The sequence below is a fragment of the Mycobacterium dioxanotrophicus genome, from assembly GCF_002157835.1.
Lineage (GTDB): Bacteria > Actinomycetota > Actinomycetes > Mycobacteriales > Mycobacteriaceae > Mycobacterium > Mycobacterium dioxanotrophicus.
Genome location: NZ_CP020809.1, coordinates 1,767,159 through 1,788,065 on the forward strand (window position 1 = coordinate 1,767,159; position 20,907 = coordinate 1,788,065).

Genomic DNA, 20,907 nt, shown 5'->3' on the forward strand with positions numbered 1-20,907 from the left:
GCTGCGGCACGTTACGTTGGACGGCGAGTGTGTGAACTTGTGGTCCCGCGGAGGAGCATTTATGGCAGACGACAGCGCCGACGCGCAGGAGTCGGTCGAGTCGGCTGAGGATGTGCAGGAGCCCGCCACCGAAGACTCCGAGCCCGCAGATGCCGGCGAGAGCCCGCGGCCGCGGATGTCGCAGCTGCGGTCGGCGGCCCTGGCCGGGGCGGCGGTCGTGGTCGTGTTGGTGGCTGTCACCGGGTGGCTGGGGTTTCGTGCCGTGCAGACCCATCGGGCCGACGAGAAGCGTCAGATGTTTCTCGATGCGGGCCGGCAGGCGGCGTTGACGCTGACCAATGTCGACTGGGAGCACGCCGACGACGACGTGCAGCGGGTGCTCGACTCGGCCAGCGGTCAGTTCTACGACGATTTCGAGAGGCGATCGCAGGCCTATCTCGCCGTCGTCAAGCAGGCCAAATCGAAGGCGGTCGGCACGATCACCGGTTCGGCACTGGTGTCGGCGTCGGACAACGACGCGCAGGTGATGGTGGCCATGACCGTCAACTCCAGCAATGCCGGTGTGGCCGGCCAGTCACAGTCCTGGCGGATGGTGCTGAGGATGCAGGACAGCCAGGGTGTGACGAAGGTGTCCAACGTGGATTTCATCCAGTGACCGGCAAACACGGTTTCGAGCCGACCAGGCGGACGCGGATCCTGGTGCTGGGCGTGCTGCCTGCTGTCGCACTGGTGCTCGCTCTCGCCGCCGCGGTCTTCAAGTGGCAGATTGCCTCGTCGACCGGTGTTGAGCGGGCCCGCACCGAATCCGTTCAGGCGGCACGGGATATCACTGTCGAGATGCTGTCCTACCAACCCGACAAGGTCGAGCAGCAACTCCACACCGCGCGCGAGAGGATGACGGGAGAATTTCTCGGCATCTACACGGCGATGATCGAGAACGCAGTCATCCCGGGGGCCAAGTCGCAGGGTGTCACGGCATTCGCCGAGGTGCCGCAGGCCGGCTCGGTGAGCGCGAGCCTCGACCACGCCGAGGTGCTGCTGTACCTGGACCAGACCGTCACCGTCGCGCAGAAACCGCCGCAGAAAACGGTGTCGACGGTGCGGGTCACCATGGTGAACGAGGACGGGCGATGGCTGATGTCGAAGTTCGAGCCTGTGACGGCGCAGTGACCGAGCCCCGCTGGTGTGACGTCACCACCCCCGCCGTACAACTGCGGGCACTGGTGTGGGGTCCGCAGGACGGGCCGATTGCGTTGTGTCTCCATGGTTTTCCCGATACCGCCTACGGCTGGCGCACGGTCGCTCCGGTCTTGGCCGACGCCGGCTGGAAAGTGGTGGCGCCGTTCCAGCGTGGCTATGTACCGTCGGGAATCCCGGCGGACGGCAGCTACCACGTCGGCGCGTTGATGGATGACGCGCTGCAGCTGCTCGAGTCGGTCGGGCCGACCGGGCGCGACGTGGTCATCGGGCACGACTGGGGGGCCATGGCGGCCACCGGTCTGTCGGCGCTGCCCGACGGACCGTTTCGGCGGGCCGTGATCATGTCGGTGCCGCCGTTTGCGTCGTTCCAGCCGTTGGGACGAGTGCCCGACAGTGCCCGGCTCGCCGCGCAGCTGCCAAGACAGTTGCTCCGCAGCTGGTACATGTTGTATTTCCAATTGCCTTGGCTTCCTGAACGTTCCGCGTCGTGGGTGGTGCCCCGGCTGTGGCGCTGGTGGTCGCCGGGATATGCCGCGGCCGACGATCTGCGGCACGTCGACGCCGCGATCGGTGCCCCCGCGCGGTGGCGAGCTGCGATCGGCTACTACCGGGCGATGCTCCGCGGAACCACGCCCCCGGCCCGGTACACGAACCTGCACCAGCATTGGATGTCCCCACCGCGCATCCCGTCGTTGTACCTGCACGGAGCCGATGACGGTTGCGCCACACCGGATTACGTCCGCTGGGTGCAGAGGATCCTGCCCGAGGGCAGTGATGTCGGCATCGTGGCGGGAGCCGGGCATTTCCTGCAGCTCGAACAGCCCGACGGGGTCGCCGGACGCATCCTCGACTTCATCGGCAGCGCCCGGACGCCGCAATAGTGCGCAGGCTGGCGGCGATCGATGCCCAGAACTACTGGATGTCGTCCGCGATTCCCAACGATCAGTTCCTGCTGTACGGGTTCTCCGGTGTGCCAACAGAACTGGGCGCAGCGTTGCGTGACGTGCGTCAGCGCGCCCGGCGCTGCCCCGAACTGGGGCTGCGGATCAGGGACGACCATCGGCTGAGATATCCGGTGTGGGTACCCCGCGATGTCGGCGACGACCAGTTCGTCGTACACGACCTCGGCGACCCGGGCTTCGACGACTGCCTCACCGCCGTGGCTGCTTTGGCCGATCACCCGCTCGATGCGACTCGGGCCACCTGGCGCGTGCATGTGTTCCCTCGGGTCCGCGACATACCCGCGGCCACCGATGCGGGGACGGTGGTTGTCGTGCAGATGGCGCACGCGCTTGCCGACGGCGGCCGGTCTGCGGATTTGGCGGGATTGATGTTCGGCAGGCCGGGCGGGGTGCGAGCCGTCGAGGTACCCCGGGTGGTGACCGCCAGGCTGCCATGGCGGGCGGCGCAAGCGGCCCGGTGGCACCGCCGGCTGGTGCGCGACGAAGAGAGTGGCCAGGTCCCGCGGCAGGCGGATTCCCGTGCGGCGCTGCACAGTAACGCTGCGCCCGCGGGAAAGATCTCGGTGCGCACGATCGTCCGTAACCGCGATCAACTGGGTGGTCCGACCGTCACGGTCACGGTGCTGGCGGCAGTGTCGGCAGCCCTCGCCGAACACCTGCGTGAGTTCGGCGACGATCCCGCGGATCTGGGCGCCGAGGTGCCGATGGCCAAAGCCGGTGCCCGCACGGCGAACAACCAGTTCGGCAATGTCGGCGTCGGGCTCTACCCGATGCTCGAGCGCGACGCCCGCACCGCACGGATCGCGGAAGATCTCGCCCAGCGGCGCCGCCGCGCGCAGCATCCCGCGATGCTCGCCGCCAGCCGGGCCTACGCCGCGACCCCCGCGCCGTTGTTGCGGTGGGGTGTGACGCAATTCGATTCCTCACAGCGTTCGCCCACGGTGACCGGCAATACCGTGGTGTCCAGCGTCAACCGTGGCGCGGGCGATCTGCGGTTCGGTGCCACGCCGGTGGTGATGACAGCCGGGTACCCGGCATTGTCGCCGATGATGGGCCTGACACACGGCGTGCACGGCATCGGGTCCACCGTCGCTGTCAGCGTCCATGCCGCCGAGTCGGCGGTCGGCGATATCGATGCCTACGTGGCCCGGCTTGAGCGGGCGCTGACTAGCCGCCGGTGAGGTCGTCGGAGCGACCGGCCGCCAGCCGGGACCATTGCGGTATCGGCCTGCCGTCGATGCGTGTGTTGGAACCGTCGACCGGCCAGTGCTGCGGCCACCCCGCGGGGGAGTCCTCCCAGGGTTCCTGCCGCCCGTACACGGTCAGGTCCATGAGTGCGTAGCTGTAGTCCATGGCTTCCACGCCGCGGCGGGTGGTCCAGTACGTCTCGAAGACGCGGTCATCGGCGCGCAGGTAGCAGACGATGTGCATCATCCCGACGCTGCGCCCGACCAGGAGGGTGTCCAGCGAGGGCAGCGCGGAATACCACGGGACCTGCCAGCCCATGAACTCGCGATACCGGGCCGTTTCGGGATACGGGCCTTGCGCGAAGACCGCGTAGGTGATGTCGCGGGAGTGCAGGTAGGACAGTTCGGCGACCTGCGTGGTCACCCAGGTGCACCCCTCGCACTGCTCCGGCGCGGGATGCCCGGCATGCCACATGAAGTAATACACCAGCAGTTGGCGGCGGCCTTCGAAGGCGTCGAGCAGGGTGGTGGGCCCGGCGGGCCCGATCAGTTGCGACGTCGCGTCGACCTCCACCATGGGCAGCCGTCGGCGTGCCGCGGCGATCGCGTCGCCCTCGCGGACGTGCGCCTTCTCGCGCACGCGCAGTGCCGCGAGGTCGGCTTCGAACACCGACCGGTCGACAATCGCGGGCCGGCTTGGTGATTCGGCGTTCACGGGGCCTCCTACTCGGCGAGGTCAGTGTCGGCGGGCCCGAACATATACAGGTGCTCGAGCACGGGCGTCGGATCGGCTGACCAGTCCATGGCTGCGAGTTGAGCGCGGCTGCGTCGCCCGGTGCGCCACCGCAAGACCTCGAATCGCGTGGTGCGCAAGCCTATCTCGCTGCCGTCCTGCGGACCGGTCCGGTAGTCGCCGTCCTCGACGGTCACCCGCATCGGGACGGGAGTGTTCAGAATGTTCAGCAGTTGATCGGAGGCCTGTGCCACTGCGGCATCCGTGCGGGCACCAGGCGCGCCGAGGGCGCCCCGGATGTCGTGCTCGTGCACGACGATGTCGCCGAGCGGGGGAGCGGTTCCCCGCTCGGCGAGGCGTTGCAACTGGGTCGCCGCAGCGTCCCAGGCGGTCAGCACCGCGGTGGTGTCATGTCCCTCGAAACGTGCTATCTGCGCGGCGGTTTCGGCGTCGGACGGCGGTACGGTCAGCGTGCCGGCGGCCCAGTCTTCAGCGACCGCGGTCATGTGCGCGACGACATCGCGTACCGACCACAGCGGACAGGCCGGCACGCTGGCCTCCCACGCGTCCTTGGTCATCAGGTCGATGATGCGCTGCCGGGTATCGCGGTAGAGGGTCCAGACGTAGACGGGGTCAGCGGTCGTCATGCCGAGCCATCCCTTCGATCGTTAAACAACTCTGTTGAATGTTCTTCCAGGACATCACGCGCGATGCGAATAGTCAACAAGTTTGTTTAATGATTGTCGCTATGTGCTGCTCAGCGGCGCAGATTCTCGATCCCGAGATCGAGCGCCGTCTCGAGATACGAGATGTCGCCGGTGGCCAGTAGGATGCCGACGCCACCCTGGATCCCGGCCAGCAGTGCCGCCGATGCGCGGTCGGCGTCGATGCGTGCCGAGATCTTGCCCTGGGTCTGCATCGCCGTGATCCCTGCCGCGATGTCGTCGTGCCAGCGCCGCACGAGCGTCGCGGTGACGGCTTGGGCGCCCGGGGTGGTGCGCCCGGTCTCCGACATCAGCATGCTCATCGGGCAGCTCTGGCCCTGCCGGCGGTAGCGATCGACGACGGCGTCGCGCCAGCGCTGCCACGCCGCCCACGACGTCAGTGCGCCGAGATGCGGTTGCTGGTCGGCGAGCACCTGATCGGCTTCGTGTGCCGCGACGGCGAGCAGCAGCTGCTCCTTGCCGCCCGGGAAGTAGTGGAACAGTTGGCTTTTGGATGTCTGCGTGCGGGCGCGGATGTCGTCGAGCGTGGTCTCGGCCACGCCGCGGCTGCGGATCTCGGCTGCGGCACCCTCGATGATGCGCCGCTGGGTCGCCTGCCCTTTGGCGGTGAATTTCTGGACTTGCAGGTCCATTTTCATCGCAGTACACCTGAACTCATGAGTCCAGAGAGTACGCGTTTGCAAGGTCGGACAGCACTGGTCACAGGGTCCACCGGGGGACTCGGCGTCGCCATCGCCAAAGCGCTGGCCGCCGAGGGCGCCCGGGTCATCGTCACGGGGCGAAACAAGGTGCGCGGCGACGCCGTCGTTGCCGACATCCGGTCCGCCGGCGGGGGCGCGGACTTCGTCGCCGCCGATCTCGGTGCGGGGGAGGACGAGATCCGTCGCCTCGCCACGGCCGCAGGCGACGTCGACATCCTCGTCAACAATGCCGGCGTGTGGTCCTCCCCGGAGCCCACCGCCAACATCACCGAGGCCACCCTGCTGGAGTCCTACCGCGCCAACGTCGTCGGCCCGTTCCTGCTCACCGGCGCGCTGGCGCCTGCCATGGTCGCGCGCGGCCGAGGCGCGGTCGTCAACATCGGTTCCATCACGGGCCTGATCGGCGGTGACAAGTCCGCGCTGTACAACTCGACCAAGGCGGCCGTGCATTCGCTGACCAAGTCGTGGGCCGCCGAGTACGGCCCGGCCGGCGTGCGGGTCAACGCCGTCGCGCCCGGACCGATCGCGACCGAGCGCGCCGCCGAGGCGGCCGACCATGTCGCACCGGTACTGGCCCGGATCCCGTCGCGGCGCATGAGCACGCCCGAGGAGGTCGCTGCCGCGGTCGTCTTCCTGGCGGGCGATGACGCCGCCAACATCCACGGCGCGGTACTCAGTGTGGATGGTGGCTGGGCGGCTGTTTAACAGATGACCTAGATTCTGTTACATGGCTGCTGACGTTGCGATCCTGATTCTGCGGGTGGTTCTCGGGCTGACCATGGCCGCCCACGGCTACAACAAGTTCTTCGGCGGGGGCCGGATCGCCGGAACCGCGCGATGGTTCGAGAGCATCGGCATGAAGCCGGGGACCTTCCATGCCCGGGTGGCGGCCAGTACCGAGCTGGCCGCCGGCCTGGGCCTGGCGCTCGGTCTGCTGACGCCGGTGCCCGCGGCCGGGTTCGTCGCGCTCATGCTGGTGGCGGCCTGGACCGTGCACCGGCACAACGGGTTCTTCATCGTCAAGGAGGGCTGGGAGTACAACCTGATCCTCGCGGTGACCGCGGTCGCGATCGCCGGTACCGGGGCCGGTCGCTACAGCCTGGACTACGCCCTGTTCCACACGTCCGGGTTCTATCACCTGCTGCACGGATGGTGCGGACTGGCGATCGCCGTGGTGCTCGGGTTGGCCGGTGGCGTCGGCCAATTGGTGATCTTCTTCCGTCCGCCCGTCAAGGCGGGCAGCGCCTAGCGCCGACACTACGGTTTCTGCTGCATTTCCGGCGTTTTCGCGCCAAAAACCGTAGTTTCGGCGTTCGGGGACAATTTCGACTAGAACACGTTCTAATCTTGCCGGCATGGGATTTCTCAAACAGGACACCCCACAGATCGACTTCGAGCAGTGGAGCAAGGGCACGCGGGCGGAGAAGATCGTGCCGATGGCCCGGCACTGGGCCGAGGTCGGCTTCGGCACCCCGGTCGCACTGCACCTGTTCTACGTCGCGAAGATCGCCGCCTACATCCTGGTGGCCTGGCTGATCGCGCTCAGCACGGTCGGCATCGACGGCTTCATCAATGTCGCGCACTGGTATGCCGAACCGATCGTGTACCAGAAGGTCGTGTTCTTCACGATGCTGTTCGAGGTCGTGGGGTTCGGCTGCGGCTTCGGGCCGCTGAACAACCGGTTCTTCCCGCCGATGGGCTCGGCGTTGTACTGGTTGCGCCCCAAGACCATTCGGCTGCCACCGTGGCCCAGCCGGATCCCGCTCACTGCGGGCGACAGCCGCACACCACTGGATGTGCTGCTCTACGCCGCGCTCCTGGTGGGGCTGCTGGTGGCGCTGTTCTCGCAGGGCACCGGCCCCATCCCGGCGCTCGGCACTGAGATCGGCGTGCTGCCGGTCTGGCAGACCGCGACGATCGTCGGGCTGCTCGCCGCGGTCGGCCTGCGGGACAAGGTCATCTTCCTGGCCGCCCGCGGCGAGGTGTACGGCTCGCTGGCCGTGTGCTTCCTGTTCACCGGCGCCGACATCGTCATCGCCGCCAAACTGGTCTGCCTGGTGATCTGGCTCGGCGCAGCCACGTCCAAGCTCAACAAGCACTTCCCGTTCGTCATCTCGACGATGATGAGCAACAACCCGGTGGTCCGTCCTCGCTGGATCAAGCGCAGGTTCTTCGAGCACTTCCCGGACGATCTACGGCCGGGGCTGCTGTCGCGGTCCCTCGCGCATTTCAGCACGGCGATCGAGGGCCTGGTGCCGTTGGTGCTGTTCTTCTCCGGTGGCGGCTGGCCCACGTACGTCGCGGCCTTCGTCATGCTGTGCTTCCACTTCGGCATCCTGTCCTCGATCCCGATGGGGGTGCCACTGGAATGGAACGTCTTCATGATGTTCTCGGTGCTGGCCCTGTTCGTCGGCCACGCGGGCGTCGGGCTCGGTGACCTCGCGACGCCCTGGCCGATCGTGCTGTTCGCCGTCGTCGCGGGCACGGTGGCGCTGGGAAACCTGTTCCCGCGCAAGGTGTCCTTCCTGCCGGGCATGCGGTACTACGCGGGCAACTGGGATACGTCGCTGTGGTGCATCAAGGGATCGGCCGACGAGAAGATCGGCAAGGGCGTCGTCGCGATCGCCAGCATGCCCGCCGCGCAACTGGAGCGGTTCTATGGCAGCAAGGAGGCCGCGCAGATCCCGCTGTACATGGGATATGCCTTCCGCGCGTTCAACACTCACGGCCGGGCGCTGTTCACCCTGGCCCACCGAGCGATGGCCGGGCAGAACGAGGACGACTACACCCTCACTGACGGTGAGCGCATCGTCAGCACCGCCATCGGCTGGAACTTCGGCGACGGGCACATGAGCAACGAGCAGTTGGTTGCCGCATTGCACAAGCGATGCGGCTTCGAGCCGGGCGAGGTTCGCATCGTCATGCTCGACGCGCAACCCATCCACCGGCAGACGCAGCAGTACCGACTGGTCGACGCCGCGACGGGCGAATTCGAGAGCGGATACGTCAACGTCGCCGACATGGTGACCCGTCAGCCATGGGCCGATGACGTGCCGGTGCACGTCCATCGAGATGACTTCGCCTGAGCCCGTTGCGGTCTGGCGAGACGAGACCGGCCGGCTCATGAGCGATCTGGGCGCCGTGGACACGGGATGTCACGCGACCGTGCGAGCGGGTCACTGTGCGCAGCGTTCTCAGTGCGTCCTGGTGCATCGGCCGCCGGGACCGCGACTGCTGTTCGGTGAGTTGATGTCCGAACTCGACGACGAGGCCGGGATCTACTTGGAGACCCATGCGAAACTGATTGCGGCCGATATGATCTCGATCAGCGTCGACCATGTCGGCGCCAGCGGCCCACCAGGGAGCTGGCGTTACCGGCTGCTGCCGATGCGATGGAAGACCGCCGACGGGTGGCGGGATACCGCTGCGCGGCTGGCGGTCTGGCCGGACTGAGCCGGTGCTCAGCGCATGACGTCGCGGACTTTGACGCTCTCGATGTCCTTGAGCATGAGGACGCGCGCGGTGTCCAGATGCTTGCGCCAGTGCGCCTCGGCGGCGTCGCCGTCACCGGAGCGGATGAGCTGAATCAGCTTGCGATAGGAGCGCATCAGCTTGTCGTAGTCGTTCTTGGCGACCGGCCGGCGCTCCTTGAACAGGAAGGCGTGGTGTCGCACGGTGATCTCGTGCAGCATGCCGGCGATGATCCCCAAGGTGGCGTTGCCCGACAGCTCCACGACCCGGCGGTGAAAATCTCCGGTGGTCTCGGCCAGTCGGTCTGACTGGTAGTCCTTCGGGATGTGCTCGTCGAGCATCTGTTCCAGTTCGGCGAAAGCCTCTTCGTCGCCCTTCTCGGCCAGCAGGCGTGCGGCCATCGGCTCGATCGCCGCACGCCCGACCAGCAGATCGGCGATGTCGGCACCGGAGAGCTCGAGCAGCAGGCCGGCCGGGCGCGCGACGATCTCGGGACCGGGCACCCGGACCCGGGCACCCGTGCGGGAGCCGCGCCGCACTTCGACCAGCCGTTCGGATTCCAGCACGCGCACCGCCTCGCGCAACGTGGGCCTGCTGACCCCGAAGTGCTCCATGAGCTCGGCTTCGTTGGGCAGGAAGTCGCCTTCCTTGAGCTGGCCGTCGACGACCATGCGGCGCAGGGTGCCTGCCACGAGCTCGGCGGTCTTCGGGGAGCGGACCGGGGTGTGCGGCGTCATCGAGTCCGGCCCGATCATCGGCGCCAGCGGTGTACTTCCAGCCACAACGGTCTCCTGCTAACTCTCCCAATAACACTGAACGACCCGGCCGCTGCGGCTAGGTGTACAACTCAGTAAACCATGTGGGACGCGGTAGCCGCGGCAAACGGAGCAATCACCGTACCCGAAACCGCAGGCTATGGCCGTCTACCAACTAGTAGGTTGACCTAGTAAACCTTCTGTTCTACGTTCACTTGTAATACAGAGGCTTTGTCAACGCCAACCCAACTTCGAAGGAGAAGTCCATGGCTGAAGCTGTCATCGTGGAGGCGGTGCGCTCCCCGGTCGGCAAGCGCAACGGCGCGCTGTCGGGTGTGCACCCCGCGGAACTCTCCGCGCAGGTGCTCAAGGCGCTGGTGGAGCGTGCCGGCGTCGATCCGGCCCTTGTCGATGACGTCATCTGGGGCTGTGTCATGCAGGCCGGTGAGCAGGCCCTCGACATCGCGCGTACCGCGGTGCTGACCGCCGGGTGGCCCGAGACGGTCCCCGGCGTCACCGTGGATCGCCAGTGTGGCTCCAGTCAGCAGTCGCTGCACTTCGCCGTTGCCGGCGTGATCGCCGGGCACTACGACGTCGTCGTCGCCGGCGGCGTCGAGTCCATGTCGCGCACCCCGATGGGTTCCTCGCTGGCCAACGGCGGACATCCCTATCCCGAGGCGTTCCAGGCGCGCTACGACCACAAGACGCCCAACCAGGGCATCGGTGCCGAGATGATCGCCGAGCAGTGGGGCCTTTCGCGTACCCAGCTCGACGAGTTTTCGCTGAGATCGCATGAAAAAGCTGCCGCGGCACAGGATTCAGGCGCGTTCAAGGATCAGATCGTGGCGATCAAAGACCAGGACGGTGGCATCGTCTTGGAGGACGGCGGCATCCGTCGCGGCGGCACGGTCGAGTCCATGGCTGCCATCAAGCCCGCATTCAAGGAAGACGGCGTGATCCACGCAGGCAACTCGAGCCAGATCTCCGACGGGTCGGCCGCGCTGCTGGTCATGTCGGTCGAGAAGGCGAAAGAGCTGGGGCTCAAGCCGATTGCCAAGGTGCACACCGCGGTGCTCGCCGGCGCCGACCCGGTCATCATGCTGACCGCGCCGATCCCGGCCACCGAAAAGGCGCTCAAGAAATCCGGCCTCAGTGTCGATCAGATCGGTGCGTTCGAGGTCAACGAGGCCTTCGCGCCGGTGCCGCTGGCATGGCTCAAAGAGATCGGCGCCGACGAGAACCGCCTGAACCCCAACGGCGGCGCCATCGCGCTCGGCCACCCGCTCGGCGGATCCGGCGCCCGCATCCTCACCACACTCGTGCACCACATGCGGGACAACAACATTCAGTACGGCCTGCAGACCATGTGCGAGGGTGGCGGCCAGGCCAACGCGACCATCCTGGAGCTGCTGTGACCGAGGAAGGCACGCTCGGCGCGATTGTTGAAAAGCGCGGCAACGTCCTGCTCATCACCATCAACCGGCCCGAGGCGCGCAACGCGGTCAACTCCTCGGTGAGCATCGCCGTCGGCGACGCGCTGGAGCAGGCCCAGAACGATCCGGAGATCCGGGCCGTGGTGATCACGGGATCGGGCGACAAGTCGTTCTGTGCGGGCGCCGATCTGAAGGCGATCTCGCGCGGGGAAAACCTCTTCCATCCCGACCATCCCGAATACGGATTCGCCGGATACGTCAGCCATTTCATCGACAAGCCGACAATCGCCGCGGTCAACGGCACTGCGCTGGGCGGCGGCACCGAACTGGCCCTGGCCAGTGACCTGATCGTGGCCGAGGAAAGCGCGAAATTCGGCCTGCCCGAAGTGAAGCGGGGACTCATCGCGGGCGCCGGTGGCGTGTTCCGCATCGCCGAGCAGCTGCCCCGCAAGGTGGCGAACGAGCTGCTGTTCACCGGTGAGCCGATGTCTTCGGCCGACGCGCTGCGGTGGGGCCTGATCAACCAGGTGGTCCCCGACGGCACCGTCGTCGACGCCGCACTCAAACTGGCCGAACGGATCACGGGCAACGCGCCGCTGGCCGTGCAGGCCAGCAAGCGGGTGGCCTACGGCGTCGACGACGGCGTCATCACCGCAGACAAGGACGGCTGGAAGCGCACCAACCGCGAATTCAGCACGCTGCTGCAGACCGAAGACGCCAAAGAGGGGCCGCTGGCCTTCGCTCAGAAGCGCCAACCTGTTTGGAAGGCAAGGTAAGCCATGAAGCGACAGATCTACACCCCAGAACACGAAGCGTTCCGCGAGACCGTCAAGGAATACATCGAGCGCGAGCTCGTCCCCAATAGCGAGAAGTGGGAGAGCGAGCGCATCGTCGACCGCTCGGCATACACGGCCGCGGGCAAATACGGCGTCATCGGCTTCAACATGCCCGAGGAGTACGGCGGCGGCGGTTCGGGCGACTTCCGGTTCAACGCGATCATCGACGAGGAGATCGCCCGTGCCGGCGTACACGGCCCCGCGCTGAGCCTGCACAACGACGTCGTCGGCCCGTACTTCAAGGAGCTGGCCAACGACGAACAGAAGCAGCGCTGGATGCCCGGCATCGCCAGCGGCGAGCTGATCATCGCCATCGCGATGACCGAGCCCGGCGCAGGCAGCGACCTCGCCGGTATCCGGACCTCCGCGGTGCGCGACGGTGACGACTGGATCATCAACGGCTCCAAGACTTTCATCTCATCGGGCATCAACAGCGACCTCGTCGTCGTGGTCGCCCGGACCGATCCCGAGGCCGGGCACAAGGGCTTCACGCTGTTCGTGGTGGAGCGCGGCATGGAGGGCTTCACCCGCGGCCGCAAGCTCGACAAGATGGGCCTGCACAGCCAGGACACTTCCGAGCTGCACTTCGAGAACGTGCGGGTGCCGAACGCCAACCTGCTCGGCAAGGAAGGGCGCGGGTTCTACCACCTGATGACCAACCTGCCGTCGGAGCGGCTCTCGATCGCCATCTCCGCGATCTACGGCGCCCGCGCGGTGTGGCAGGAGACCCTGCAATACGCCAAGGACCGCAAGGCATTCGGCCAGCCGATCGGCAGCTTCCAGCACAACCGGTTCCTGCTCGCGGAGATGGACACCGAGCTGGAGGTCACCGAGAGCTACATCGACCGCTGCCTGCAGGCCGTCGTCGACGGCGAGCTGACGGCCGTCGAGGCGGCGAAGGCCAAGTGGTGGGCGACCGAGACCGCCAAGAAGGTCATCGACAACTGCGTGCAGCTGCACGGCGGCTACGGCTACATGATGGAGTACCGCGTCGCGCGCGCCTATGTCGACGGGCGGATCCAGACGATCTTCGGTGGCACCACCGAGATCATGAAGGAGATCATCGGCCGCGACCTCGGGGTGTAGCCGGCCCGCCGGCGTGGCGTGTAATCACGGCGAACAGACATAAATGTCCCCGACACATCGGCGTGTCGGGGACATTTGTGTCTGTTCGCGCAGAGAAAGAAACCCGCGCAGAGAAGGAAATCAGCCGATCGGTGCGTCGGCCGCCGGGGTCGCGGTCGGCGACGGCTTGGGAGCCTCGCTCGACAGGGTCGTCGGGGTCGTGGACGTGGTGCTGACACCGGTCGGGGTGAACGGCTCCGGCGGCGAGTTGGGGTCCAGCACGGCGTCGATGATGTAGATCCGGGCGTTCTGGGCCTCGATGCCACCGCAGACGATCTTGGCGGTGTCGTTGACCTTGATGTCGCCGCCCTTACCGGTCACCTTGATCTCAGCGCCCTGCTGGGTGGGCCGCTGGCCCTTGACGTCGTCCGGGCCCAGCAGACCGAGGAACGCGTGGTAGTAGTCCAGGCTGGTGAGCGCCGCGACGTCGCCCTTCAGCGCGTCGAGCTTGCCCGGCTCCATCGCTGCGAATGCGTCGTTGGTCGGGGCGAACACCACGTACGGGCCGTTGTCGAGAACCGCGGTGATGTTGACCGCCGGGTTCATCCCACCGGCGACCGCGGAGTTGAACGTGCTGATCTCGGGGATGCTCGCCAGGACCTTGCTGACGGGCTGCTTGGACAGCGCCTTCCAGTCCGGCATTTCCTTCTTGAAGTTGTCGCAGCCGGGGCCCTGTGGGTCCGGGATCTCGACGGTGATCGTCTCTGTCGTCGTCGGTGCCGCCGGATCGGCGTTTGCGGTGATCGACAACGGCAGCGACGCCGCGATGGCGGCGACCGCCGCGGCTGCGCCAAGAGTCTTGGTGCGAGTCTTCATAGGTGGGTTTTCCTCCCGCTCATGCCAGGCCTGTGGTTCGTCGGCAGCCGGTGGCGCGCGTGTCCCATGGGGGCACGCGAAGATACGACGGCCTCGGCGTTCCCCGCGGCGCCGCATCGGATGGTAAAGGTAACTGTGCGGTTACGGCAAAGCAGAAGTGTCTACTGCCGCCCGCTCGACTGTACCGACCTGCACCTTTCTGATGCCCGCCGAGAACGCCGCCGCGACGAAGCACAGGCTCGCAGCCAGGTAGAACGCGACGTCGTAGCTGCCGTTCAGATCACGTAGCCAGCCCGCGCCCGCTGCGGCCACGGCCGCGCCCAGCTGATGCGACGCGAACACCCATCCGAACACGACGGGGGAGCGATCGCCGAAGTACTCGCGGCACAGCACGATCGTCGGCGGCACGGTGGCCACCCAGTCCAGGCCGTAGAACAAGACGAAGACCCAGGTGCTCGGTTCGGCGTGTGGCGAGAGCAGCGATGGCAACAGCAGCAGTGAGACGCCCCGGCCCGCGTAGTACACCAGGAGCAGCAGGCGGGGATCGACACGGTCGGTGAGCCAGCCGGAGAACACCGTGCCTGCCACATCGAGGACGCCGATGGTGGCCAGCAAGCCGGCGGCCACCGTGGTCGGCATGCCGTGGTCGTTGGCGGCGGGAATGAAGTGCGTGCCGATCAGACCGTTGGTGGTCATGCCGCAGATCGCGAAGCTACCCGCCAACAGCCAGAACGCGGGCACCCGCGAGCCGATGCGCAGTCCGTCGAAGGCCGCGGTGAAGCTGCCGGTGGCCAGGGGCGTGGGCGGTGCGACGGCGTCGGCGCCGTAGGGGGCGAGGCCTCTATCGCTGGGGTAATTGCGCATGAACAGTGCCACCAGCGGCACGACCGCCAGCGCGGCAGCCGCGACGATGAGCGAGGCCCAGCGCCAGCCATGGGACGTGGTGACGGCCGCGACGATCGGCAGGAAGATCAACTGACCCGTCGCGCTGGCAGCCGTGAGCACGCCGGTGACGAGGCCGCGACGCGCGTCGAACCAGCGGGTGGCGACCGTGGCGACGAAGCCCATCGAGATCGAGCCGGTGCCGATACCCACCAGGACGCCCCACAGCAGCACCAGTTGCCAGCTCGCGGTCATCAGGGTGCTCACCGCCGAACCGGTCGCGATCAGCAGCAGGGACACTGTCAGCACCGGCCGGACACCGAAGCGGTCCATCAGCGCCGCGGCGAACGGCGCGGTGAGGCCGTACAACGTCATGTTGACCGACATCGCCAGGCCGACAGTGCCGTGCGACCAGCCGAATTCGTGGTGCAGCGGGTTCATCATGACGCCGGGGATCGAGCGGAAGCCGGCGGCACCGAGGATCGCGACGAAGCTGACCGCCGCCACCACCCAGGCCCAGTGGATGCGGGTTTTCACCCGATCACTGTGTCCGACGGGCGGCCGACCGGCCAGTGGCATAAATGCCATCATCCATCAAAAACATGCCAGAATCGGGTATGCACCGCGTGGGCGTACTGCTGCTGGCCGAGGTGGTCGGCTTTGACGCGGCCATCGCGCCGACACTGTTCTCCAACGCCGTCGACGCCGACGGCAATCCGCTCTACGACGTTGTGACGTGTGGCCTCGACACCGCACCGGTGCCCGCCACCAACGGCTTCGCGATCGTGCCCGCGGCCGGGCCGGAGGCATTGGATACTGCCGACACCGTGGTGATCCCGGGAACGCGCTATGCCCCGGCGCGCATCGATGGGGTGCTGGATGCCGAGGTGTCCGAGGCGCTGGCCCGCATCCGCCCGGGAACGCGTCTGGTATCGATCTGCACCGGGGCGTTCGTGCTCGCCGCCGCCGGGCTGCTCGACGGGCGACCTGCCACCACGCATTGGCGTTTCGCCGCGGACATGCGGCGGCTGCATCCCGCGGTCCGGCTCGACGAGGACGTGCTGTTCGTCGACGACGGGGATGTGCTCACCTCGGCGGGTCTGGCCGCCGGAATCGACCTGTGCCTGCACATCATTCGCAGCGATCACGGCGCTGCGGTGGCCAACGGCGTGGCGCGCTACTGCGTGGTGCCGCCCTGGCGCGAGGGTGGCCAGGCGCAGTTCATCGCTCCGGTCGCCGAGCCGGACGTGCCGCTGGCGTCCACCGCCGCCACCCGTCAATGGGCACTGGCGCACCTCGACGAGGAGCTCACCGTGCAGCGGCTGGCCCGGCACGCCCACATGAGCGCACGCACGTTCAGCCGCCGGTTCCTCGCCGAAACCGGCCAGGCTCCCGGAGCGTGGATCCGCAGCAGGCGCGTGGACCGCGCCAGGGAACTGCTGGAATCCCAGGACCTTTCGGTCGATGAGGTGGCCCGGCGCGCCGGGCTCGGCAGTGCCGGCAACCTACGTCATCACCTGCGCCGCGGGCTCGGCATGTCACCGTCGAGCTATCGCAAGGTATTCCAGGGAACTTGAGGCTGGGCGCACATCGCGTGACCGCCTGATTACCATGGCCGACATGCCTGAGCCGCTCATCGTGTCCGTCGCCGGTCATACCCCATCCGTGGATCCCGACGCCTGGATCGCGCCCAATGCCAATGTGATCGGCCAGGTTTCGCTCGCGGCCGGTGCCAGCGTCTGGTACGGCGCCACGCTGCGCGCCGAGTTCGAACCCATCGAGGTGGGTGCCGGCAGCAATATCCAGGACGGCGTGACCGTGCACGTCGATCCCGGATTCCCCTGTCGCATCGCGGCCGGGGTGACGGTCGGTCACAACGTGGTGCTGCACGGGTGCACTGTCGAGGACGACAGTCTGATCGGCATGGGGGCCGTTGTGCTCAACGGCGCCGTGATCGGCGCAGGTTCCCTGGTCGCCGCGGGCGCGGTGGTACCACAGGGCATGGTGGTACCACCGCGATCGCTCGTGGCAGGGGTTCCGGCCAAGGTGCGCCGCGAGCTCAGCGACGACGAGGTGGGCCACAACCAGCTCAACGCCCAGGCCTACACACATCTCACCGGGCTGCACCGCGAGGTGGATTGAGTTTCGCGAACCCGTCCTGGCGGTAGTACGGGAAGTAGGGGTAAGGCGCGTCCCTGGTACTTGCGGCGTCCAGTCGCGCGATCTGATCGGCATCCAGCGTCCACCCGACCGCGCCGAGGTTGTCGCGTAGCTGCGGCTCGTTACGGGCGCCGATGATGACCGAGGACACCGTAGGCCTGCGAAGCAGCCAGTTGAGCGCGACCTGCGGGACGGTTCTGCCGGTTTCTGCGGCGATCACGTCGAGTTCGTCGATGACGCCGTAGAGAAGGTCGTGGTCGACGGGCGGCCCGGCGTCCGCGGTGGCGTGCAGCCGGCTGTGTTCCGGCAGCGGCCGGCCGCGACGGAGTTTCCCGGTGAGCCGGCCCCAGCCCAGAGGGCTCCACACGAGCGCGCCGATGCCCTCGGCCGTCGCCAACGGCATGAGCTCCCATTCGTAATCGCGCCCGATCAACGAGTAGTACACCTGGTGAGCGACATACCTTGGGCGATCCCTTTTCTCGGCGAGGCTCAGGGACTTCATCAGTTGCCAGCCGGAGAAGTTCGACACTCCGGTGTAACGCACTTTGCCAGCCTTGACGAGGGTGTCGAGCGCCTCCAGTACCTCGTCGATCGGGGTGAACGCGTCGTACGCGTGCAATTGGAACAGATCGATGCGGTCGGTCTGCAGGCGCGTCAGCGCGGAATCGACGGCACGTAACAGCCGTGCCCGTGACGTGCCCCAGTCGTCGGGACCGGTCGGCAGCGCGGCCTTCGTGGAGATCAGGACGCGGTCGCGGCGGCCACGCAGTGCCGCGCCGAGAACCTCTTCCGACGCGCCGTCGGAGTACACGTCCGCGGTGTCGAACAGGTTGATACCGGCATTCAGGCTGAGGTCGACCATCTCCCGCGCCTGTTTTACCCCGCTGTGGCCCCAGGCGCCGAAGAACGCTCCCGACCCGCCGAAAGTCGCTGCTCCGAAGCTCAACTCGGAGACCACGAGGTCAGAGTCACCAACTCTGCGATATTCCATTCCTACCCCTTAACGAGATTGACTTCCCGATAAGGAACGCGGTACTAACGGGACAATATTCCTGTTAAAGTGAGCCCAATGGCAGCCGAACGCCCCGGCGGGCGCACTGCGGCCGTACGCGACGCGGTGCTGAGCGCGACGGCCGACCTACTCATCGAGGCCGGGCTGGAAGGTCTGGAACTGACGGCCGTGGCGGAGCGGGCCGGTGTCGGCAAGTCGACGGTCTACCGCAGGTGGGGTACGGCGCCGGCGCTGGTGGCCGACCTGCTGGTCGACATGGCAGATCAGTCGCTGCCCCGTGCCGATACCGGCTCCCTGCGTAATGATCTGTGGGCCAACGCCAAGCTGGTACGGCGCACGCTCAACGACCCCCGCCAAGGTAACTTGTTCAAGGCGGTCATCGCCGCTGCGACGTGTGACCAACGCACCGCCGCGGCACTGCAGGTCTTCTACGACCGGCGGATCGACGAGTGGGCCGGGTGTGTGACCGACGCGGTGGAGCGCGGAGAGGTGCCTGCCGGGACCGATGCCGCCGCGGTCATCCGGCAGGTGTCCGCCCCGCTGTACTATCAATTCCTCACCAGTACAAGGGCCCTCACGGTCGCCGACGCCCATCGCGCGGTCGACGCCGCCATTGCGGCTGCCGTGGCGGAGGTGTTCACCTAGCGCAGCGGATGCGCCAGCTCGTCGCGGGGCATGCGCGCCGCGACGAGTGCCACGGCGGCCAGCACCGCCGGCACCACACCCGACACCAGGAAGATGGTGTGCATTCCGACCACCTTCGACAACGGCCCGACGATCGCGAACGACAGCGGCATGAAGGCCAGCGACACGAAGAAGTCCAGGCTCGACACCCGGCCCAGCATCTCCGTCGGCACGCGACGCTGCAGCAGCGTTCCCCAGATCACGACCGCGGCTCCGTCGGTGACGCCGATGACGAACGTCGCGGCCGCCATCAACGGGAATGACGTTGTCATGCCGACGATCACGAGCGGGATGGCGCCGAGTCCCCACATCATCATCAACGAGGTCAGGTAGCGACGCGGCATCCGTCGAGACGACACCGTCAATGCGCCCAGCGCACTGCCGAATCCGAAGAACGCCAGGATGAAGCCGTATATGCGGGCACCGTCGGCGAACCGGTCCTTGGCGATGAAGGGCAGCAACACCTCGATGGGGCCGACCACCACCAGCACAAAGATGCTGGCGAACAACAGTGTCCACAACAGCCACGGCGTGCGCACCATGAACCGGAATCCGTCGGCCAGATCGTGGAGCACATGCGACCGCTGATTCTCTTGCGGCGCAGGCGAATCAGCGGCACCACGAGTGGCCATCAGCAGCACCAGGCCCAGGCCGAACAGGCAGGCCACGCCGACCGCGCCAACCGACGGGAGTGTCGCACCCACCACCATGCCTGCCACCGCGGGGCCCACCGAGCGCTGGAACACCGGCCGCACGACACCCTCAACCCCGTTGGCGGCCAACAGTTGTTCGGCAGGCAGGATGCGTGGCAGCAGGGCGCTGTAGGCCGGGAAGAAGAAAGCCGCGGCGATGCCGAGCACGCCCGCGGCCACCGCCATGTGCCAGATCCGAAGAGCGCCAAGGAGTCCGAGGACAGCGACGGCGGTTACCGTGAGTAGGTTCACCGACTCGACGGCGATGATGATGGTGCGCTGGTTGATGCGGTCCGCGGCGATGCCGCCGACGAGGACGAACAGCACCAGTCCACCACCGAGGCAGGTGGCGACCAGCGACAGTGACGCCGGATCGTTGTCCAGAGCGATGACCTGTAGCGCCATCACCACCGACCACATACCTTCGGCGAAGATTGACAGGCTCACGGCGCCGATCAGCAGCCGGTACTCCCGCACCCGGAACGGGGCGAGCACGCGCCATCGGACCGGTCGGCCGGTGTCGAGCTGCGTACTCATCCCTCGATGGTCGCGGACGGATACCGTCCCCGTCCAACGATTTTCGCCCGGGGAGTCAGGAGTCGGTGAACTCCGCACGCCGGTTCTGCTGGAACGCGCGGGTGCCCTCACGGAAGTCGTTGGACGCCAACAACTGCAGCTGGCCTTCCCGCTCGAGGGCGAAGGCGCTCTCGAGCTCGGTCAAGGTGGCCGCGTTGATGGCGTGCTTGGTCTTGCGCAGGGCCACCGCCGGACCCGAGCGCAGTTTGGCGATGACCTTGTCCACCTCGGTGTCCAGTTCGGCAGCCGGGTAGACGCCGCCGATCAGGCCGGCGGCGTAGGCGTCGGCGGCGGTGAGCCGCTCGGCCAGCAGCGCCATCCGCATCGCGCGAGCCCTGCCGATCGACGCGGCGACCAGTGCCGACGCGCCGCCGTCGGGCATCAGCCCGATCTTGGTGAAGGCCAGCAGGAAGAACGCCGCATCGGAAGCCAGCACGACATCACCGGCCAGGGCCAGCGAGACGCCGACTCCGGCGGCAGGGCCCTGCACCACCACGACGACGGGCTTGGGTAGCGCCACGATCGAGCCGACGGCGCGGTTGGCCGCGTCTAGAACGCCTTCTGCGTCATGGGATTCGGCGTTCTGGTCTGCCTCACTGATCCCCGCGCCGGAGCTGAATCCGCGGCCCGCTCCACCCAGTCGCACCACGCGCACCGCCGGGTCACCTGCGGCGAGATCCAACGCGTCGGCAATGGCGACCAGCATCGGCTGGGTCAGCGAGTTGAGGCTCTCGGGCCGGTTGAGCGTCACCGACAGCACACCGTCGGCCAGGCTCACCGACAGGTTGTCGATGTTGCGGTATTCCCTGGTGGATGGGGCTGCGCTGGTGTCGGCGGATGTCATATCTGCACCTTCGGTCTGGCAGGCGAGGGGGCCCGCTATAGGCTACGGCCGGTTGAGAAGGTTATACAAGTAAGCTATGTCGGCGGTCAACCAAGGCCGAACACGAAGGGCGG

General features: G+C 67.2%; 23 protein-coding genes. 14 read left to right on the top strand and 9 right to left on the bottom strand.

Annotation, left to right across the window (positions count from 1 at the left end; translation table 11 throughout):
* Positions 1 to 61 precede the first annotated feature (61 nt).
* Genes BTO20_RS08520 through BTO20_RS08535 form a run of 4 tightly spaced genes read left to right on the top strand, consistent with a single transcriptional unit; the run spans position 62 to position 3,343 of the window.
* Positions 62 to 655, top strand: a complete 594-nt coding sequence (locus BTO20_RS08520) for a hypothetical protein (RefSeq protein WP_087074989.1) — start codon at positions 62 to 64, stop codon at positions 653 to 655.
* Positions 652 to 1,170, top strand: coding sequence for a hypothetical protein (locus BTO20_RS08525; RefSeq protein ID WP_087074991.1), 519 nt, complete (start codon positions 652 to 654; stop codon positions 1,168 to 1,170). Before BTO20_RS08520 ends, BTO20_RS08525 begins: the two co-directional genes overlap by 4 nt.
* Complete coding sequence (locus tag BTO20_RS08530) at positions 1,167 to 2,081, top strand: alpha/beta fold hydrolase (RefSeq protein ID WP_198344482.1); 915 nt, start codon at positions 1,167 to 1,169, stop codon at positions 2,079 to 2,081. The genes BTO20_RS08525 and BTO20_RS08530 overlap by 4 nt, the downstream gene beginning before the upstream one ends.
* Entirely contained in the window at positions 2,081 to 3,343 is a 1,263-nt protein-coding gene (locus tag BTO20_RS08535) for a WS/DGAT/MGAT family O-acyltransferase (protein ID WP_087074995.1), read from the top strand. The genes BTO20_RS08530 and BTO20_RS08535 overlap by 1 nt, the downstream gene beginning before the upstream one ends.
* On the opposite strand, the gene BTO20_RS08540 is transcribed toward BTO20_RS08535, so the two are convergent.
* From BTO20_RS08540 to BTO20_RS08550, 3 genes are all read right to left on the bottom strand, one after another.
* Positions 3,330 to 4,064, bottom strand: a complete 735-nt coding sequence (locus tag BTO20_RS08540; protein ID WP_087074997.1) for a DUF899 family protein — start codon at positions 4,062 to 4,064, stop codon at positions 3,330 to 3,332. The two genes, BTO20_RS08535 and BTO20_RS08540, sit on opposite strands and share 14 nt — an antisense overlap.
* 8 nt (positions 4,065 to 4,072) lie before the next feature.
* On the bottom strand, positions 4,073 to 4,729 hold the full coding sequence (locus tag BTO20_RS08545) for a maleylpyruvate isomerase N-terminal domain-containing protein (protein ID WP_087074999.1): 657 nt from the start codon (positions 4,727 to 4,729) through the stop codon (positions 4,073 to 4,075).
* 110 nt (positions 4,730 to 4,839) lie between these two features.
* The gene (locus tag BTO20_RS08550; RefSeq protein ID WP_087075001.1) at positions 4,840 to 5,439 is read right to left on the bottom strand and encodes a TetR/AcrR family transcriptional regulator; all 600 of its coding nucleotides are present in this window, start codon (positions 5,437 to 5,439) and stop codon (positions 4,840 to 4,842) included.
* Positions 5,440 to 5,463: 24 nt separating this feature from the next.
* Here BTO20_RS08550 and BTO20_RS08555 point away from each other — a divergent pair, with 24 nt between their 5' ends.
* The 4 genes from BTO20_RS08555 (at position 5,464) to BTO20_RS40340 (ending at position 8,961) form a co-directional block, all read left to right on the top strand.
* Positions 5,464 to 6,213, top strand: coding sequence for an SDR family NAD(P)-dependent oxidoreductase (locus tag BTO20_RS08555; RefSeq protein WP_087075004.1), 750 nt, complete (start codon positions 5,464 to 5,466; stop codon positions 6,211 to 6,213).
* A 22-nt stretch (positions 6,214 to 6,235) separates the two neighbouring features.
* Positions 6,236 to 6,757, top strand: coding sequence for a DoxX family protein (locus BTO20_RS08560; RefSeq protein ID WP_087075006.1), 522 nt, complete (start codon positions 6,236 to 6,238; stop codon positions 6,755 to 6,757).
* A 106-nt stretch (positions 6,758 to 6,863) separates the two neighbouring features.
* Positions 6,864 to 8,594, top strand: a complete 1,731-nt coding sequence (locus BTO20_RS08565) for a DUF3556 domain-containing protein (RefSeq protein ID WP_087075008.1) — start codon at positions 6,864 to 6,866, stop codon at positions 8,592 to 8,594.
* Between the two features lie 163 nt (positions 8,595 to 8,757).
* On the top strand, positions 8,758 to 8,961 hold the full coding sequence (locus tag BTO20_RS40340) for a hypothetical protein (RefSeq protein WP_232491093.1): 204 nt from the start codon (positions 8,758 to 8,760) through the stop codon (positions 8,959 to 8,961).
* An 8-nt stretch (positions 8,962 to 8,969) separates the two neighbouring features.
* Here BTO20_RS40340 and BTO20_RS08575 read toward each other — a convergent pair whose 3' ends face one another.
* On the bottom strand, positions 8,970 to 9,761 hold the full coding sequence (locus BTO20_RS08575; protein WP_087075010.1) for a FadR/GntR family transcriptional regulator: 792 nt from the start codon (positions 9,759 to 9,761) through the stop codon (positions 8,970 to 8,972).
* Positions 9,762 to 10,000: 239 nt separating this feature from the next.
* On the opposite strand from BTO20_RS08575, the gene BTO20_RS08580 reads away from it, so the two are divergent.
* The 3 genes from BTO20_RS08580 to BTO20_RS08590 are packed head-to-tail and all read left to right on the top strand — an operon-like array spanning position 10,001 to position 13,089.
* Complete coding sequence (locus BTO20_RS08580; RefSeq protein WP_087075012.1) at positions 10,001 to 11,149, top strand: thiolase family protein; 1,149 nt, start codon at positions 10,001 to 10,003, stop codon at positions 11,147 to 11,149.
* The gene (locus tag BTO20_RS08585; protein WP_087075014.1) at positions 11,146 to 11,943 is read left to right on the top strand and encodes a crotonase/enoyl-CoA hydratase family protein; all 798 of its coding nucleotides are present in this window, start codon (positions 11,146 to 11,148) and stop codon (positions 11,941 to 11,943) included. Before BTO20_RS08580 ends, BTO20_RS08585 begins: the two co-directional genes overlap by 4 nt.
* 3 nt (positions 11,944 to 11,946) lie before the next feature.
* A complete protein-coding gene (locus BTO20_RS08590; protein WP_087075016.1) occupies positions 11,947 to 13,089 on the top strand; it encodes an acyl-CoA dehydrogenase family protein in 1,143 nt (380 codons plus the stop codon).
* Positions 13,090 to 13,209: 120 nt separating this feature from the next.
* On the opposite strand, the gene BTO20_RS08595 is transcribed toward BTO20_RS08590, so the two are convergent.
* Positions 13,210 to 13,944: a fasciclin domain-containing protein gene (locus BTO20_RS08595; RefSeq protein ID WP_087075018.1), complete on the bottom strand. Its 735-nt coding sequence runs from the start codon at positions 13,942 to 13,944 to the stop codon at positions 13,210 to 13,212.
* Between the two features lie 141 nt (positions 13,945 to 14,085).
* Complete coding sequence (locus BTO20_RS08600; protein WP_087075020.1) at positions 14,086 to 15,405, bottom strand: MFS transporter; 1,320 nt, start codon at positions 15,403 to 15,405, stop codon at positions 14,086 to 14,088.
* Positions 15,406 to 15,443: 38 nt separating this feature from the next.
* Between BTO20_RS08600 and BTO20_RS08605 the strand changes: the two genes are divergently transcribed.
* Positions 15,444 to 16,403 carry a GlxA family transcriptional regulator gene (locus BTO20_RS08605; protein WP_087081812.1) on the top strand — a complete coding sequence of 320 codons (960 nt, stop codon included), beginning with the start codon at positions 15,444 to 15,446 and terminating at the stop codon, positions 16,401 to 16,403.
* A 43-nt stretch (positions 16,404 to 16,446) separates the two neighbouring features.
* Positions 16,447 to 16,968, top strand: a complete 522-nt coding sequence (locus BTO20_RS08610; RefSeq protein ID WP_087081814.1) for a gamma carbonic anhydrase family protein — start codon at positions 16,447 to 16,449, stop codon at positions 16,966 to 16,968.
* Here the strand turns inward: BTO20_RS08610 and BTO20_RS08615 are convergent.
* Entirely contained in the window at positions 16,940 to 17,977 is a 1,038-nt protein-coding gene (locus tag BTO20_RS08615; protein WP_087075022.1) for an aldo/keto reductase, read from the bottom strand. The genes BTO20_RS08610 and BTO20_RS08615 overlap by 29 nt on opposite strands.
* Positions 17,978 to 18,055: 78 nt before the next feature.
* Between BTO20_RS08615 and BTO20_RS08620 the strand changes: the two genes are divergently transcribed.
* Entirely contained in the window at positions 18,056 to 18,643 is a 588-nt protein-coding gene (locus BTO20_RS08620; RefSeq protein WP_087075024.1) for a TetR/AcrR family transcriptional regulator, read from the top strand.
* On the opposite strand, the gene tet(V) is transcribed toward BTO20_RS08620, so the two are convergent.
* The gene (gene tet(V) / locus BTO20_RS08625; protein ID WP_087075026.1) at positions 18,640 to 19,911 is read right to left on the bottom strand and encodes a tetracycline efflux MFS transporter Tet(V); all 1,272 of its coding nucleotides are present in this window, start codon (positions 19,909 to 19,911) and stop codon (positions 18,640 to 18,642) included. The genes BTO20_RS08620 and tet(V) overlap by 4 nt on opposite strands.
* A gap of 55 nt (positions 19,912 to 19,966) precedes the next feature.
* Positions 19,967 to 20,794, bottom strand: a complete 828-nt coding sequence (locus BTO20_RS08630; RefSeq protein WP_087075028.1) for an enoyl-CoA hydratase — start codon at positions 20,792 to 20,794, stop codon at positions 19,967 to 19,969.
* Positions 20,795 to 20,907: the final 113 nt, after the last annotated feature.

Excerpts from the sequence above, each read along its gene's own strand:
- BTO20_RS08520 (WP_087074989.1), top strand. The coding sequence starts at position 62 with ATGGCAGACGACAGCGCCGACGCGCAGGAGTCGGTCGAGTCGGCTGAG.
- BTO20_RS08545 (WP_087074999.1), bottom strand. The coding sequence starts at position 4,729 with ATGACGACCGCTGACCCCGTCTACGTCTGGACCCTCTACCGCGATACC.
- BTO20_RS08550 (WP_087075001.1), bottom strand. The coding sequence starts at position 5,439 with ATGGACCTGCAAGTCCAGAAATTCACCGCCAAAGGGCAGGCGACCCAG.
- BTO20_RS08555 (WP_087075004.1), top strand. The coding sequence starts at position 5,464 with ATGAGTCCAGAGAGTACGCGTTTGCAAGGTCGGACAGCACTGGTCACA.
- BTO20_RS08560 (WP_087075006.1), top strand. The coding sequence starts at position 6,236 with ATGGCTGCTGACGTTGCGATCCTGATTCTGCGGGTGGTTCTCGGGCTG.
- BTO20_RS08565 (WP_087075008.1), top strand. The coding sequence starts at position 6,864 with ATGGGATTTCTCAAACAGGACACCCCACAGATCGACTTCGAGCAGTGG.
- BTO20_RS40340 (WP_232491093.1), top strand. The coding sequence starts at position 8,758 with ATGTCCGAACTCGACGACGAGGCCGGGATCTACTTGGAGACCCATGCG.
- BTO20_RS08580 (WP_087075012.1), top strand. The coding sequence starts at position 10,001 with ATGGCTGAAGCTGTCATCGTGGAGGCGGTGCGCTCCCCGGTCGGCAAG.
- BTO20_RS08590 (WP_087075016.1), top strand. The coding sequence starts at position 11,947 with ATGAAGCGACAGATCTACACCCCAGAACACGAAGCGTTCCGCGAGACC.
- BTO20_RS08595 (WP_087075018.1), bottom strand. The coding sequence starts at position 13,944 with ATGAAGACTCGCACCAAGACTCTTGGCGCAGCCGCGGCGGTCGCCGCC.
- BTO20_RS08600 (WP_087075020.1), bottom strand. The coding sequence starts at position 15,405 with ATGCCACTGGCCGGTCGGCCGCCCGTCGGACACAGTGATCGGGTGAAA.
- BTO20_RS08605 (WP_087081812.1), top strand. The coding sequence starts at position 15,444 with ATGCACCGCGTGGGCGTACTGCTGCTGGCCGAGGTGGTCGGCTTTGAC.
- BTO20_RS08610 (WP_087081814.1), top strand. The coding sequence starts at position 16,447 with ATGCCTGAGCCGCTCATCGTGTCCGTCGCCGGTCATACCCCATCCGTG.
- BTO20_RS08615 (WP_087075022.1), bottom strand. The coding sequence starts at position 17,977 with ATGGAATATCGCAGAGTTGGTGACTCTGACCTCGTGGTCTCCGAGTTG.
- BTO20_RS08620 (WP_087075024.1), top strand. The coding sequence starts at position 18,056 with ATGGCAGCCGAACGCCCCGGCGGGCGCACTGCGGCCGTACGCGACGCG.
- BTO20_RS08630 (WP_087075028.1), bottom strand. The coding sequence starts at position 20,794 with ATGACATCCGCCGACACCAGCGCAGCCCCATCCACCAGGGAATACCGC.